This is a genomic window from Streptomyces sp. NPDC046900 (assembly GCF_040644975.1).
Taxonomy (GTDB): domain Bacteria; phylum Actinomycetota; class Actinomycetes; order Streptomycetales; family Streptomycetaceae; genus Streptomyces.
Window position 1 is genome coordinate 26,159 of the sequence record NZ_JBEYXD010000041.1, and the last position, 14,784, is coordinate 40,942.

Genomic DNA, 14,784 nt, shown 5'->3' on the forward strand with positions numbered 1-14,784 from the left:
ATGGAAGACCCATCGCGACGGTTGTTACACTCGCTGTATGCCGACGTCAGCCCCGCCCAAGAACCGCTTCGAGCGGCGCCGTGCCGAGACCCGCCAGGCGCTCGTGCGTGCGGCCCGGCAGATCCTCGCGGAGACCGGGGACACCAGCGCCAGCATCCAGGTGATCGCCGAGCGCGCGGACGTGGGTTTCGGCTCCTTCTACAACCACTTCGCGTCGAAGACGGAGCTGTTCGACGCCGCGGTGACGGACGCCTTGGAGGAGTTCGGCCAGGTCATCGACGAGCGCGTACAAGGGATCGACGACCCGGCCGAGCTCGTCGCAACCGGCTTCCGGCTCGCCGCCCGGATGGCCGACTCTCACCCTGAACTCATGCGCATCCTGCGTGATCGCGGTCTGGCCTACATTCACTCCGACCGAGGTCTTTCTCCGCGGGCCCTGCGCGATCTGGAGCGCGGCATCGCCTCAGGCCGCTTCTCCAGCGCCGACCCGACCACGGCCCTGTCCGCCCTGGGCGGCACCCTGCTGTCCCTCGTGGCGCTGAGGCTGTCTCGCCCCGACCTCGACGGCGACGAGACCGCCTCCGACCTGGCCGAAATGGTCCTGCGCATGCTTGGCGTCCCCCCGGACGACGCCCGTGAGGTCACCCGGCGCCCCTTGCCCGGCCTCAGCTGACTCCGAGTCGGGCCAGCAGGCTGGCCCACCTACGCCGTGCCACGAGACCCTCGATGCCTGGGCCACAGGAGACGGAAGACCCGGGTGTCTCGGGACGCGAGCCGCGTCGCCGTGCGGCGCTCAGCGTGGGGCACGACGAGCGTGGGGGCCCACGAGCCGGAAGGGCTCTCCTGCCAGGTCGGCAAGCAGGACTCCCGACTGCCCGTTGCACAGCCAGTGCACCTCGACACGCCATGTGACGTCTTCTGGCGTACTGAGCTTCGAGTGGACGATGAAGCGCTCGGGGTCAAGATGCGAAACCGTGTACGGGAAATCAGGTACGCCGGCGGCCGGTCTCGGCAGGGGCGTCGGGTCGCTGAGGTTCACCTCGAACGTGCGCACCCTCTGCGGTGCCATGGGTGCCGGCCTCGGTGGTTCACCGATCGAGCCAATGTCGGGGGGAGCAGACCGTGATTCCACTCGCACGCGTAACTCACGGAGGATCACGGCGCGATCGGCGGTGGCCTCGACAAACAGGCTCACCGTTGCGCCTGACAGAGCTACCCAGTTGCGGGAGTCCGGGCGCGTTGTCGGGCTTTGGGGCTGTGGGCCGATGTGCCCGCTCAAGATGCCGGTCTGTGCAGCGCGCACGGTCAAAGGGGCTGACGGTGTCGGGGCCAGCAGTGCATGACGGCCACCGGTGATCGCTTTGTCGGCGCCGCGGCTCACGAGCCCGCTGAGAGCGGAGGCGAGCCCGGCGAGGACCGCTGCCACGACCCACTTCCCCACTCCTGGCATGGCGACAGCGGCGATGACGGCCGCGAGCAGCAGGGCGATTACTCCAGCCCGCACGATGAGTCGACGAGAGCGCACCGTATCCCCTCCCCAGCCGCCTGCGATGCCTCACGATGCCCGACCCTCGTACCACGGGCTCCGGGGCGCCGTCGATCGAAGGGGCTGACAACAGGTCGGAAACGCCACGCCTTCCACGGGATCACCACACGGCACGGCGGGAGCGGGTCTTCGCTATGTCCTTGAGTGCGGTTCACGGGCAGGGAAGCGACAGACTGTGGGCGCCGGTGCTCCCTGCAGCACGGCGCCCACTCACCCCTGCCCGAGGTGGTCTTGGTGAACTTTCTGTTCAGGTATCAGGGGACGAGGATGAGGCGGATCGGGTCGCCGATCTTGTTCTCGAGCCGGTGGATGGCGTCGGCGGCCTCGGCGAGCGGGATGTGGTCGGTGATGGAGGGGGCCAGGTCGAGACGGCCGTTGGACGCCAGCTGCACCAGCTCGGTGACGGACTCGGGGAAGCCGCCGTAGTGACCGCGCACCTGCTTGCACAGGTAGTTGAAGGTCAGGCCTTCGGTGATGGTGAGCGGCTTGGGCGTGATGCCGACCAGGATGAGGGAGCCGCCCAGGCCGAGCACGGAGGCGGCCTGCTCGCGGACGGCGGGCACGCCGGCGCAGTCGAAGGCGAAGTCCAGGCCGCGTCCGCTGGTGGCAGCGCGTACCTGGTCGGCAAAGTCGGGGGCGGCCGGATCCAGAGCGAAGTCCGCGCCGAAGGCCAGAGCGCGTTCCCGGGCGCTGGACAGCGGGTCGACGGCGATGATCGGCGCGGCGCCGACCAGGCGGGCGAGGCGCACGTTGTGCGCGCCCACTCCGCCCACGCCCCACACGCCGACGGACTGGGCGGGACGAACGCCTGCGGTGGCGACGACGGCGGCGTAGGGGGTGGAGACCGCGTCGGGGATGATCGCGGCCTGGTCGAAGGGGAGGCTGTCGGGGATGGGGATGACGGTGTCCTCGCGGGCGAGGGTGTACTGGGCCCAGCCGCCGTCGTAGTCGATGCCGGCGGTGAGCATCTGGGTGCAGGGGCGGCGGCGCACGCAGCCGGCGCACTGGCCGCAGGTCTTGCCGGCCTCCAAGGTGACGCGGGTGCCGACGGTCAGACCGCGCTTGAGGTCGGGGCCGAGCGTGTGGATCACACCGGAGACCTCGTGGCCGACGGTGACCACATCGGAGGTGGCGAACAGCGGGACGAGAGAGCCGTCGATCAGGTGGACGTCGGACAGGCAGACGCCTGCGGCCTTCACCTCGATGAGGACCTCGCCCGGACCGGGCACGGGGACGGGGACCTCCTCCACAAGGAACTTCTTGCTGTCCAGGTGGAAGCGTCCGGCGAGCATGGTGTCCATGGGGATCTGCTTTCTGTGAGCGGCACTCCGGGCGGTTCGGGCCGATGGGTGCCGTGTGGTGTCTGGCTGGCTTGTGGTGGCCGGGAGGCGTGCGGGGTGGCAGGACTGCGCCGCCCGCCTCCCGGCGTCCGGGGGTCAGGCGAAGACGTCCTGCTGGTAGCGCTCGTCGGCCTCGAGCTGGGCGAGCCACTGCTGGGCGGCCTCGTCGTCGCTGCCGGTGTGCTGGCGGTAGATGGCCGCGAGGGCTTCGCGCACAGCGGGCGCCATGCGGCGGCCGTCGCCGCAGACGTAGATGTACGCGCCGTCTTCGATGGCCTGCCACACCGTGTCGGCGGCGCCTGCGATGGCGTTCTGCACGAACCGGGCGGGGTGGCCGGTCACCACGGAGAAGGCGGTGTGGACCTGGGCGATCCCGGCCTGCTCCCAGTCCTGCATCTCCTGGCGGTAGAAGTAGTCGTGCTCGGGGTGGCGGCAGCCGACGAACACCTGCGACAGGCCGACCTGGGTGCCGTTCGCCTGCTGCCAGGCCCGCTCCTCCAGGAAGCCGCGCAGCGGCGCGATGCCGGTGCCGGGGCCGATGAGGATCAGCGGGGTGCTGGGGTCGGCCGGCGGGGCGAAGGTCGGGGAGGGCACGCGCACGTAGCCGTAGACGACGTCTCCGGGCTCAACGCGTGCGATGTAGGAGGAGCACACGCCGCGGTACTGGCCGTCGCCGGACAGGGCGGGGCCCTCCAGCAGGCCGACGGTCAGGCGCACATGGCGCGGGTTGGCCAGCGGGGCGGAGGAGATGGAGTAGAAGCGGGGACGGATCGGGCCCGTCATCTCCAGGAAGACAGCCAGCGGCAGTTCGACGGCGGGGAAGCGCTCCAGGAGGCCCAGCACCGAGACGCGCTTGCCGAGGATCTCCTTCTGGTAGCGCTCTTCGGCTTCCTCGGTGTCGGCGGTGTAGGCCTGCAGCTGCGGCCGGGTCCACGGGCACTGGGTGTGCTCGGCCAGGATGCGCACTTGGGTGCGGGTGGCCACGTCCTGCAGCTCCAGGAACTCGGTGAACAGCAGGCCGGCGGTGACGGGCGTGCCCACCGGCAGGTGCGTGCGGCCGCCGCCGGGCTGGTCGAGCCGGAGGACCTGGTCGCGGTCGACGGCGAGCCGCGCCAGCGCGCGGTTGACCAGGGACGGCTCGTTCTTCGCGAAGACGGCGAGGTGGTTGCCGGTCTCGTAGGTGACGCCCTCGGGCAGCTCGATGGTGATGGACTTCGCGGACGGGCGCGGCGGCTCGATCTGGAAGTCCCACAGTCCGGTCGCGTCGGCCACGAGTTCCTCGTTGGCGACCACGGTCAGGGGGTAGGCCTGCTCGGAGACGATGGCGGGGCGCACGTCCGCCTCGGTCAGCAGCTGCACCTGGTAGCGCGGCGCGCCGTCGTCGGAGGTGTCGGCGGCGTACTCCTCGGCCAGGGTGGCCCACAGGGTGTCCATCCAGCGGGTGGCCATGCCGTCGAAGTCGCCGGCGGCGTCCGCGATGCCGCGCTCGATGACGGGGGTGGCTCCGGCGGCCAGCAGGGCGGCCTCGATCCGCTTGGGGAAGGCCTGGTAGGTCGCCACCCACTGGGTGTTGCCGGCGCCCAGCAGTGCGAACCGCACGTTTGCCAGTGAGCCCTCGCTCAGCCCGGTCGCGATCAGGTCGTCGAAGCGCTGGGCGTTGTCGGGTGCCTTGCCGTTGTAGCTGGCGGCGACGACGACCAGCAGGCCCTCGGTGGGCAGGTTGTCGCCCAGCTCGTCCAGGCTCATCAGCGTGGTGCCGAATCCGGAACGCTCGCTGCGGTCGGCGATGGTGCGCGCCAGGTCCTCGCACGAGCCCAGGCTGGAGCCGTAGGCGACGGTCAGGTTCACCCCGACACCGCTGACCGCTGTCTGCGCCTGCGTGACGTCGGTCTGCAGGTCGGCGGCGCCAAAGACGGTCCGCTGGTGCTCCTGACGTTTGCGGACGACCAGCTGGAAGTCGCCGGGCTTGCGCGTCAGCGCCTCACGGACGTCCATCTTGTAGTCGGTGGTGTCGGAGAACCTGAACTTCTGCAGCACCAGCGCCAGCGCCAGACGGGCCTCGGTCAGTGCGAACTGGCGACCGATGCAGGCACGCACCCCGTTGCCGAACGGCTTGTAGGCGTGCGGGTGCTGCTCGGCGCGGTTCTCCGGCAGCCACCGGTCGATGTCGAACTCCTCCGGCCGCTCCCACGCCTTGGAGTGGGAGTGCAGGGCGCCCATGAGGATGTTGGCCCTGGTTCCCTTCTTCAGCTCGTACCGGTCGCCGATGACGGTGTCGTCGATGGGCGCCTTTGCGATCAGCGGGATGGGAGCCCACAGGCGCAGGGTCTCCTCCAAGATCCGCGGGATCACGTCGAGCTGCATGATCGTGTCGTAGTCCGGGACCGTGTCACCGGGCATGAGGCGGTCGACCTCGGCGTACGCCTGCGCCAGGACATGCGGGTTACGCATCAGCGAGTACGTGGCGAACGACAACAGACCACTGGTGGTCTCGTGACCGGCGATCAGGAAAGTCACCACCTGGTCGCGGACGTTGTCGTCCCCCAGCAGCCTGCCGGTCTCCGGGTCGGTGGACTCCAGCATCAGGCCGAGCAGGTCTTCCTCGCCGGTGCCCTTCCCCTCACGGCGCTCCTTGATCACACTCTCGACCAAGTCCTGCATCAGCTGGATGTTCTCGCGGTACTTCCTGTCGTCCGTCTTACGGAGCTTGGTCATCATCGGCAGCTCCTGGGAGCGCCGCATCGACTCGATCAGCGCCTCCAGCAGCGCGTTGAGGAAGGGGTGCAGCTCCTCCTTGTCGAAGGACTGGAAGCGGTAGCCGAAACCGGACAGAGCGATGGTGTCCAGAGTGAGCCGGGTGTAGTCGTCGGTAATGGCGACCGGCTGGCCCTCCCGGCTCTCCCACTTGCCGACCAGGTTCTGGGCGATCTCCAGCATCTGACCGAAGTAGGTCTTCATGGCCCGCTGGCTGAAGGCCGGCAGGAGGATCCGGTGGGCCATGGCCCATTCCTCTTCGTGCTGGTGGGCCGTGAACAGGCCCGCACCCGTGTAGTCCCGCACGTGGCTGAGCGGCGTCTTCTCGATCTGCTTGAAGAACCGCGTCTCGTCGCAGACCTCGGCCACCAGGTCCGGGTCGTAGACGAAGACCTGCTCGATGCCGGCGATGTCCATGCCGTAGATGCCCTCGGGGAACCGCTTGGACAACTCGTTGAAGTACTCCACCGGGTTGGTGTCGGGGATCTGCGGCGTGTTGCCGAGGAGGGGAACCCCACGCGGGGACCGTATGGGGCGAAGGTCGTTCGCGGAGTGGGTGGTCATGGCTTTCTCCTTTGTGCGGAGAGGGGATGGGCAAGGGCGCCGGTCGATGCCGCGGTGCACCACAGAAACATACGCCGTATGGAAGTAGTAACATACGTCGTATGGAAAGTCGAGCGCACCCCGGTCGCGCGAGCACCCGTCCAGCCACCTGCATGGAAAGTCGTTTCCGTACGGCGTATAAGACTGATACCGTACGCGGTATGGAAAAGCCGAAGCGTCCCCCGCGGGGAACCAGGAAGAGAGACGTGCCTCTCACCGAGGCGGGGATCTATGCCGCCGCCCTGCAGCTCATCGACGCGGACGGGGTCGAGGCGCTCACCATGCGCAAACTCGCGACCGTGCTGGACGCGAACCCGATGTCGCTGTACCACCACGTGCCGAACAAGGACGCCCTGCTGCGCGGCGTGGCAAGGATGGTCGGCGCCCAGTTCCGCACCGTGACGCTTCAGGACTCCCCCTGGCAGGAGCGCATCCGCCTGCTCGCCACGGATTTCCGGACACTGGCGCACCGTCACCCCAAGCTGATGGCCTACTCGTTCAGCCAGCCGGACTTCATCCAGCCCGAAGACCCCTTCTGGGCTGCGCTCACCGCGATACTGGACTCCGCAGGGGTGCCGCACTCAGAGGTCCCGCAGACCGCCGCTGTCATGTGCGCCGTCGTCATCGGCGTCCTCACCGCCGAACTCAACGGCGCGCTCCACCGGTGGTCGAACCTCACGCCCACCGCTCCCGCTGCCGGCAAAAATGGGACCGCGGGTGCAGGCCCTGATGAGGACCGCATGTTCCGCCTGGTGCTGGACACGATCATCTCGGGCCTGGAAAGCCGGCTCACCGCCGATCGGGACGGCCAGCGCGCCGACCATTGAGTCCGCAGTCCTGAGGCGTTGCGGCTGAGGCAGTCCCGCAGTCCGGCCGGCTTGAACTGCGGCGCATGAGGAGGCATCCATCACATCCGGAAAGGCCGTCTCGATGCGGCCGCTGCAGATGCGCGGTGTGCTGCGGCTGGGCCGGGCGACCGATCTGTGGCCCAAGACAGCGCTCAGTGTCCTGCTCGCGATGGCCGTGCCAAGTCTGGTGCTGGCGGCCGTGGGACGCGTCGACCTGATGGTGTACACCGTCGGCGGATCCACGTGCGCGCTCTACGGGCACAGCCTGCCCTACGCTGCCCGCGCCCGCGCCCTGGCCTGCGTGGTGCTCGGTATGGTCGTAAGCAACGGGGTGGGGCTGGCAACTGCGGCCGCCACCCACAGCACCGCGGTCCGGGTCGCTGTGGCAGCCCTCCTTGCTGCTGCCCACAAGGTTGTGTACGACGCCACCCGGATCGGGCCGCCGGGCAACGTCGTCTTCACGTTCGTCGCCGCCGGCTGCGCCTTCCTTCCGCAGCACTTCACCGACATCCCCGGCCACCTCGCGCCCACCCTTGCCACAGGGTTGCTCGCCTGGATGGTGTGCATGGCCCCCGGCCTCGTCCGGTCCCAGGAACCGCAGCGTCTGGCGGTGGCCAGGGCCCTGAACGCTGCCGCGCCGCTCGCTCGCACTCCAAACGACGACCCCGCCCACGCCTCCGCCTGCCGAACCGCGGCCGCGACAGCAACCGAAGCCTGGCGCACGATGTCGCTGGTACACACCTACTCCCCCGAGCGCCAGACCCTGGCCCTGCTGCTGACCCGCGCCGAAACCGGCAGCACCGACCCCCGGGAACTCGCCCGCTGGGCGAGACTCCTGCGCAAAACCACGCCGCTACCGAATCTCCTTTCGCCCCGCCTGGAAGACAATCAGGTCACCGAAGCCAGCACCGCATTGAGCGCGGACTGGAGCAGACCGTGCCGCGGCGGGCCGCTGAATCGGTGTCACGTCCGCCTGCCCAGCGCCCTCCGACCCGGTTCGCACCTGCTGCTCCTCAGCACCCGGGTCGCGGTCGGCTGCGCCCTGGCCGGCTGGGCGTCCATGGCATTGGGCGTCGGCCGCCCCTACTGGGCCGTGGTTGCTGCCGCCTCGATCTTCCAGCCCAACCTGGCCCTCACCTGGCGACGCGCCCTCAACCGGGTCTTCGGCAACGTCGTCGGCCTCGCATTGTTCGCCGCCCTGCTGCCGATCAGCCGCACCGGATCACTCGCCCTCGTCCTGGCTGTCCTGTTCTTCCAGGTCGCCACCGAGGCGACGATCAGCCGCGGCTACTGGCTCGGCCAGATCTGCATCGTCCAGATGTCTTTGCTGATGCCCCAGTTCGGGCATGCGCAGCCGGCCGGCGAGTTGCTGACGGATCGAGCCCTCGACACCCTCACGGGCTGCGCGCTCGGGCTGCTCGTTGCCATCGCGATCACTGACCGCCGAGCCGTGGACCGCGCCGAGAGCGCCCTGGCGGCGGTGGACGCATCCCATGCGGCCGCCGCCCGGTTGACGGCCCAACCATCCGCCCCCGACCTCGCCGATCTCGTCCATGCCCGCTGCCGCCTGGCAAGCGCCTTGGCCCAGTTGCACGAAGCCGCCGAGGTAGCCTCCGGCGAGTGGCGGCAACGGACCCTGCCCCAAGAGCGCATCGCTGCCGCCGAGCACGAGAGCCGCCAGATGCTGACCCTACTGGCGACGTCACTTTCCACGGATCAACGTCAATGAACATCGGGCGTATGTTCCGCGAGTCGCCCGAGGAGGACCAGGCGTCGCTGGCGGAGTGGCTGCGCGTCGAGCTGTGCCCGGTGGAGCTTTCGCGTGAGCGGCTGGTGGCCGCGGTGGTGGCGCGCTGCCGTAACGACCCGGGTACAGCCGCCGGCGCCGGCGAAGGCCAGCTCCGCCGCGCCGCGGGGCCCCGGACCTCCTAGGGCGGTGTGCCCTCGCTGCTTCCGGGCGCGGGTCCGGGCAGTTTCGTGACGGATTCCGCGGGGGCTCGCCGGTCTGGCAGGCCGGGCACAGCTCGTGCCGCCAGTCGTCGGTGACGACCGTTCGCCATCCCCGGCACACCGCGCAGCCCGCGCCCACGCCAGGTCTGCGCGGGGGACGGTGCTGGACGCGCGGCTGCCGGAACGGCCCATCGAGGCTGACGGTGTACTGGTTGCGTTGGCCGACCCGGTCCTTTTGCAGATAGTCGGCCTCTGCGAGATCTACCACGATGCTCTGGGCCGTGCGCTGGGCGATCTGACAAGTGGCAGCGAGCTCGTACAACCGGGCAGTGGGATTCCGGGCGATCACCATCAGCATCCGTGCGTGGTTGGGCAGAAAGGTCCACCGCCGACTCTGGTGGTCCACGATGATCGAGACTCTTCCCTCTTCAATGCCTGTCGGTGTCCGACTCGGGCAGTCCTGTCAGCTGAGGTCTATGGGGACTCGCAGCCTTGTGTGCGCAGTTGCTCGTTGATGCGCTGGGCTTCTTCGAGTTGGTCTTCGAGGACGATGATGCGGCAGGCGGCTTCGATGGGGGTGCCCTGGTCGACGAGTTCGCGGGCGCGAGAGGCGATGCGCAGCTGGTAGCGGGAGTAGCGGCGGTGGCCGCCTTCGGAGCGCAGGGGGGTGATCAGGCGGTGTTCTCCCAGGGCGCGGAGGAAGGCGGGGGTGGTGCCGAGCATTTCGGCGGCCCGGCCCATGGTGTAGGCGGGGTAGTCGTCGTCCTCGAGGTTGTCGGCGGGGCGGGGAGGGGCAGGGGGCATAGACCTCTTCTTCCGGGGACGCATCGGGGGGCCCGGGCGCTGTGCTGGCACCCGGGCCCCGAGCTTTCAACACCATCTACCGGCACACCGTGCCGGTCTTCTGTGTCCGCAGGTTCCGCCTGGGAGGGCGGGGCTGCGGGGATCGCGGATATGCGTGACCGGGGACCACCTTCCAATCCGGGGTCTGCGTACCCGGGCGGACTGCTTCCGCGCCCGGGCGATCCTGATGGCGTCTCGCTCCTTACCTTCCGTTACTCACTTGTACTGCCGGATATCGCGGGTACTGCTCGCGGCCCCCCAGTGGGGTCGCGTCCTGCTTGAGCTGCTCGCGCGGCAGTTCGTGTCTGCCGTGCCCTCTGCGACTTCCTGGGTACGAACAAGACAGTAACTCCGCCACGAACCAATGTCTACTGTTGCCACAACAGGTTTCCTTCAGGGTCGATGGGTGGACTTCTGCCGCAGATACACCCGAAAGAGTGCTGTCCCGGGTTGGCTTCCGGCTCGGCGGGCACACGCTGAGCCGGGCGGCACAACCGATCCAGGCGGGGTGACAGCACATGACCGACATGGAGACGATGCGCACGGAGGCCGACTGGGCCCCTGTCGTTGTGGAGGGCGACAGTCCCGCCGGCCTCGCTCGCGCCCGTGACATCACCCGCTCCTTCGTCGAGGGCCTGGATGGTGCGGCTCCCCAGACGGCGGACCCTCGCTCTCGTGGTCTCCGAGCTCGCCACCAACGCCCTGCGTCACGGCGGCGGCCGCTACACCCTCCAACTCGTCGCCACCGCCGACGCGGTGCACGTCGCCGTCAGCGACCTCAACCCTGCACTCCCGCGTGAGCGTGCCCCCGATCTCAACGGTGGCGCCGGCGGGTTCGGATGGCCCATGGTCCGCCGCCTCACCAGCGAGGTGGCCATCAGCCCGGGCCCCGGGCGGGGCAAGACGATCCACGTCCGCCTCCCACGGTGACAGCTCCCCTCGCGGATGATCAACCGCGGTCGGGGTGGAATTGATCTTGAGCAGCGGTGGGGCCGCCCTTGGCCAACCGGCCGGGGCCTACCGCGTGAGGTCCGACTGGTGTCTGGAGTTGCGTATCGGGTTAGTCGTCGGCGGCGCCTGTGGCCGGGGCGGAGTTCGTAAGGGCGTCGAGTTGGGCGGCGAGGCCGGGATGGGTGGCGGTCAGGTGTGGGCGGGCGGCGTTCAGGGGGTGAATGAGGGTTGCGGGGTCGTCGTGGGCGAGGGCCGCGTGGAGCTGCCCGAGCGGGAGACGGGCCGCTTCGGGGAGGTCGGTGAGGGCGGTGATCTGGCCGGCGATGCGGCGCAGGTCGGCGGCGTTGCGGCGGGCCCAGGTGGCGGCGGTACGTTGCGCGGCGCGGCGTTCACGGGTGGCCTGGACGCGTTGTTCGCCGGTGCTTCCGGTGGGGCCGGGCCGGCCCCGCAGGTAGCGGCGTTCGGCGGCTTGGCGGCTGGCGACGCCGAGGGGGTGGGCGAGGTCGGCCCAGCTTGCGCCTGCGTGGCGGGCGGTTTCGATCAGGCCGGTTTCCCAGCCGGCGAGCTGCTCGCGCACCTGCCGCAGCAGCAGCAGGGAGGCCAGGGCCTGCTCAGGGCCGGCGTCGGGGACATCGGGGGAGCCGGGGGCCTCGTGCTGGGCGGCGCGCAGGGCGTCGTCTATGGCGTGAAGGGCGGCCGCGGCGGCGAGAAACGATGCCGGGTTTTGAGCGCCGGTTCCGAAAGGGGCTGGCTGGTCGGCTGCTGTCACGGGCACCTCCCAAGTGCTGTCGCCCTTCGGACGACGCTCTTGTTTGTCATCCATTGGATGACATGTTACAACGGTTTCAGTGAGGCGCATTGGCAGCAACTGCCCGAACCTTCTGGAGGTGTTTCACCATGTTGATGCGCACCGACCCTTTCCGTGAGCTCGACCGGCTGGCTCAGCAGCTGATGGGCCCGGGCCCGGGCACCTGGTCGCGGCCGTCCGCGATGGCGATGGACGCCTACCGCGAGGGTCACGAGTACGTGGTGGCCTTCGACCTCCCCGGTGTCAGCGCGGACGCGATCGACATCGACGTCGAACGCAACATGCTGACCGTCAAGGCCGAGCGCCGGCCCGTGGCCAAGGGCGACGACGTGCAGATGGAACTCTCCGAGCGGCCGCTGGGCGTCTTCTCCCGCCAGATCGTGCTCGCGGACACGCTGGACACCGAGCAGATCAAGGCCGACTACGACGCCGGGGTACTCACCCTGCGCATCCCGATCGCCGAGCGCGCCAAGCCCCGCAAGATCTCCATCGGCTCGGGATCCGACCGCAAGGAGATCTCCGGCTGAGCCGGGCGATGCGGGCCGGTCGGCGGCGGAGGACGGGCATCTGATCTCCCCCTCACCCCGTCCTCCGTCCCCACGGGACGGACTCGAAGAAGGGTGGCGATCGACGTGACCCTGCGACGGGAAGCATTCCTGGAACAGGTGAAGGAACGCGGCGAGTACAACAGCCTGCAGGAGACAGAACGCGCGGCCCGCGTGGTGCTCGCCCTGCTCGGCGCACACCTGGTCGGTGAGGTACGCGCCCAGCTGGCGGCGCGCCTGCCGGAAGGCTTCGCCCTGATCCTCCTCAACCCACTGCAGAGCGCCGAACCCCTGCCACCGGAGAGGTTCGTGCGGGCGACGGCCGCCTGGATCGAGGGGGCCACCGAGCAGACCGCGGCCTGGGACGTCAGCGCCGTCCTCAGCACGGTCGCCGACGCGGCCGGCGACGACCTACTGGGGCAGATCCTGCTCCAACTCCCCGCGGGCTACGACCTGCTCTTCGGCCACCCCCAGGCCGCCTGACCACCCAAATGCCAGGTGCCCGCACACCGGCACCACGACCTTCGGCGAGAAAGGCAACCACCGCAGTGATGACCGACCGGCATGCACCCTTCCAGCACACGCCCGTGATGACGTACGAGCAGCTGCTGGAGAAGGTCCGCTACGAAGGCGCCTACCCCACCCGGGAGAAGGCCGAGGAAGCCGTTCGCCTGGTCCTCGCGGGACTCGGACGCCAGATGACGGGCGACGAACGCGTCGAACTGGCCTCCCGCCTCCCCTTCGAAGCCGCACGCATCCTCACCGCACAGATCCCCGACACCCAGCCCCTGACCGGCTGGGCCTTCGTCAAAGACCTCGCCACCCGCAGCGACGCCACCCTGGGCACCACCCGCTGGGACACCGGATCCGTCCTCTGCGCCGTCGCGGCCCTGGCCGGCCCCGACCTCCTCACCCGCATCCTGCACCAACTCCCCTCCGGCTACGCGCTGTTGTTCGGCCGCGCCGACCTCACCCCAGCCTCATAGGCGGGCCGTGCCCTCCCGGGCGCCAAAGCGCGCCCACCACAACACGTGTCGCACAGACGGGTGAAAGGCGAACTTCATCGACGAGCACCTGATGGAGCCGATCGAGGCCAAGGAGAACCTGGCCCTGCTCGATCCCGAGACTCGCTGGTGATGGTTATGCCAATCGATGCACCCCAACGCACGCTCCGCTTCGGCGTCAAGACGACACCCATGCACCTGGCCTACGACGAGATCCTGCGCGTCTGGGCAGGAGACCGACGAACTGCCCGAACTCGACGATGCCTGGCTGTGTGACCACCTGATGCCGCTGCCCGGACCGCCCGGCGGCGCCGTCCTGGAGAGCTGGACCCTACTGGCCGCGCTGGCCGCTCACACCACACGACTCCGCCTCGACCTGCTCGTCACCAGCAGCAGGCTGAGCTTGTGGGATGCCGGACACCGCGTCAGTCCGGGCGCAGAAGACACGGCAACCGCTGGCTCGGCGCAGCCCCGGGCACCGCGACCATGGCCGCATCCCGCACCCGGGATCGCACCTACCTCGGTGCCCGCTCGGCTGATGCCCCGCCTGGGAAAGAAGAAAGCCCTGGTCGCCTTGGAGCACTCCATCCTCACCGCGGTGTGGCACATGCTCACCCAGAACACCGGCTTCCACGATCTCGGCGGCGACTACTACACCAAGCACAACCCCGAACGAGCCCTGCGACGCATCACCCGGCAGGCCAACGCCCTCGGACTCACCGTCCGCTTCGCACCAATCGAAGCGGCGTGACCCTCACGGCCGGAGTCAGCCAGACGTCATTTTCGGACCAGAGACGCTCGTTCCTTGTCTTTCTAAGCATGGATGTCAGCGGTCGCGGTGATGGCGTACGAAGGGACGTGCAACGGATCCCTCACGACGCGAGCCGCACACGGCCGCCGGGATAAGTACATCCATTCGCCCGGTAGTTGTAGGAACCTTCTCAGCCTTCCGTGAGCAGGTTCGCCAGTTCGGTGTCCCACTCGATGCGCCTGGATTCGGTGCCCCGTGGCACCAGAGCCTGTGTGTGCTGCAGGAAGGTCTTGACATCCCGCTTTGGAACTTCGAGCAAGGCGGTGCCCGCGAAAGACGTGAGGGCGATGTACATCGCGTGGTCACCACGGCCGACAGCTGACCAGATCCGGACGTCTCCTTGGCCTGCACACCCCTTCAGGCCATCGGTCAGAAGGTCACGCCCCAGGACCCATTCAACCGGCTCGTCGTCGCTGTCGGCGGTGAAAAAGGCGGCATGGACGGCATAGGGATCACTGGGCTCGTACCGCAGACGCATGCGCATGCACAGCGAGTAGTTGCGCTCGATGATGAGCTGCACGGCCACCCCCTGTACCAGGGTCCTCAAAGACTTCATTGGCTTTCACTCCAAGGCGCCTCTGCCTCGGCTGTGCCACGGTGCCGGACCGCGCTGGGCCGGCAGTGGGGAGGCATCGAAGAGAGGCGTTACAGCAGGGTCCGGGCGCTGGTCGGCATCTGCGGACTGCAAGGTTCGTGGCGTCGCAGCGGTGGGGCGATGTGAGCCTGCGGCATGCGGTGGATGTCCGCAGGCAGGTGTGAGGGGACAGGCCCTCACCGGGCC

The 14,784-nt window shown here is 69.0% G+C and carries 14 protein-coding genes; 9 read left to right on the forward strand and 5 right to left on the reverse strand.

Going from position 1 to position 14,784, the window contains the following annotated elements:
• The first annotated feature begins 37 nt into the window (after positions 1-37).
• Positions 38-673 (forward strand): TetR/AcrR family transcriptional regulator, encoded by a 636-nt coding sequence (locus tag ABZ904_RS30895; protein WP_361826929.1) that lies wholly within the window; start codon positions 38-40, stop codon positions 671-673.
• A 1,127-nt stretch (positions 674-1,800) separates the two neighbouring features.
• Here the strand turns inward: ABZ904_RS30895 and ABZ904_RS30900 are convergent.
• Together ABZ904_RS30900 and ABZ904_RS30905 are read right to left on the reverse strand one after the other, a co-directional pair.
• Positions 1,801-2,847 carry a zinc-binding dehydrogenase gene (locus ABZ904_RS30900; protein WP_361826932.1) on the reverse strand — a complete coding sequence of 349 codons (1,047 nt, stop codon included), beginning with the start codon at positions 2,845-2,847 and terminating at the stop codon, positions 1,801-1,803.
• A gap of 135 nt (positions 2,848-2,982) precedes the next feature.
• A complete protein-coding gene (locus ABZ904_RS30905; protein WP_361826935.1) occupies positions 2,983-6,204 on the reverse strand; it encodes a cytochrome P450 in 3,222 nt (1,073 codons plus the stop codon).
• A 245-nt stretch (positions 6,205-6,449) separates the two neighbouring features.
• Here ABZ904_RS30905 and ABZ904_RS30910 point away from each other — a divergent pair, with 245 nt between their 5' ends.
• From ABZ904_RS30910 to ABZ904_RS30920, 3 genes are all read left to right on the forward strand, one after another.
• Positions 6,450-7,070: a TetR family transcriptional regulator gene (locus ABZ904_RS30910; protein WP_359404223.1), complete on the forward strand. Its 621-nt coding sequence runs from the start codon at positions 6,450-6,452 to the stop codon at positions 7,068-7,070.
• 103 nt (positions 7,071-7,173) lie between these two features.
• Positions 7,174-8,820, forward strand: coding sequence for an FUSC family protein (locus tag ABZ904_RS30915; RefSeq protein WP_361826938.1), 1,647 nt, complete (start codon positions 7,174-7,176; stop codon positions 8,818-8,820).
• Positions 8,817-9,023, forward strand: a complete 207-nt coding sequence (locus ABZ904_RS30920) for a hypothetical protein (RefSeq protein ID WP_359404217.1) — start codon at positions 8,817-8,819, stop codon at positions 9,021-9,023. Before ABZ904_RS30915 ends, ABZ904_RS30920 begins: the two co-directional genes overlap by 4 nt.
• 492 nt (positions 9,024-9,515) lie before the next feature.
• Here the strand turns inward: ABZ904_RS30920 and ABZ904_RS30925 are convergent, their stop codons facing one another.
• Positions 9,516-9,845, reverse strand: a complete 330-nt coding sequence (locus ABZ904_RS30925) for a MerR family transcriptional regulator (RefSeq protein ID WP_359404214.1) — start codon at positions 9,843-9,845, stop codon at positions 9,516-9,518.
• Positions 9,846-10,559: 714 nt separating this feature from the next.
• On the opposite strand from ABZ904_RS30925, the gene ABZ904_RS30930 reads away from it, so the two are divergent.
• Entirely contained in the window at positions 10,560-10,814 is a 255-nt protein-coding gene (locus tag ABZ904_RS30930) for an ATP-binding protein (protein WP_359404211.1), read from the forward strand.
• A gap of 130 nt (positions 10,815-10,944) precedes the next feature.
• On the opposite strand, the gene ABZ904_RS30935 is transcribed toward ABZ904_RS30930, so the two are convergent.
• Complete coding sequence (locus ABZ904_RS30935; protein WP_361826943.1) at positions 10,945-11,604, reverse strand: type III effector protein; 660 nt, start codon at positions 11,602-11,604, stop codon at positions 10,945-10,947.
• A 128-nt stretch (positions 11,605-11,732) separates the two neighbouring features.
• Here ABZ904_RS30935 and ABZ904_RS30940 point away from each other — a divergent pair, with 128 nt between their 5' ends.
• The 4 genes from ABZ904_RS30940 to ABZ904_RS30955 all read left to right on the forward strand — a co-directional run bounded on the left by ABZ904_RS30940 (position 11,733) and on the right by ABZ904_RS30955 (position 13,943).
• Positions 11,733-12,170 carry an Hsp20/alpha crystallin family protein gene (locus ABZ904_RS30940; protein WP_359404208.1) on the forward strand — a complete coding sequence of 146 codons (438 nt, stop codon included), beginning with the start codon at positions 11,733-11,735 and terminating at the stop codon, positions 12,168-12,170.
• Positions 12,171-12,275: 105 nt separating this feature from the next.
• Positions 12,276-12,671 carry a DUF2267 domain-containing protein gene (locus ABZ904_RS30945; RefSeq protein ID WP_359404205.1) on the forward strand — a complete coding sequence of 132 codons (396 nt, stop codon included), beginning with the start codon at positions 12,276-12,278 and terminating at the stop codon, positions 12,669-12,671.
• A 68-nt stretch (positions 12,672-12,739) separates the two neighbouring features.
• On the forward strand, positions 12,740-13,174 hold the full coding sequence (locus ABZ904_RS30950; protein WP_361001796.1) for a DUF2267 domain-containing protein: 435 nt from the start codon (positions 12,740-12,742) through the stop codon (positions 13,172-13,174).
• A 556-nt stretch (positions 13,175-13,730) separates the two neighbouring features.
• Positions 13,731-13,943, forward strand: coding sequence for a hypothetical protein (locus ABZ904_RS30955; protein ID WP_361826947.1), 213 nt, complete (start codon positions 13,731-13,733; stop codon positions 13,941-13,943).
• A gap of 190 nt (positions 13,944-14,133) precedes the next feature.
• On the opposite strand, the gene ABZ904_RS30960 is transcribed toward ABZ904_RS30955, so the two are convergent.
• Positions 14,134-14,523: an SsgA family sporulation/cell division regulator gene (locus ABZ904_RS30960; RefSeq protein ID WP_361001792.1), complete on the reverse strand. Its 390-nt coding sequence runs from the start codon at positions 14,521-14,523 to the stop codon at positions 14,134-14,136.
• Positions 14,524-14,784: the final 261 nt, after the last annotated feature.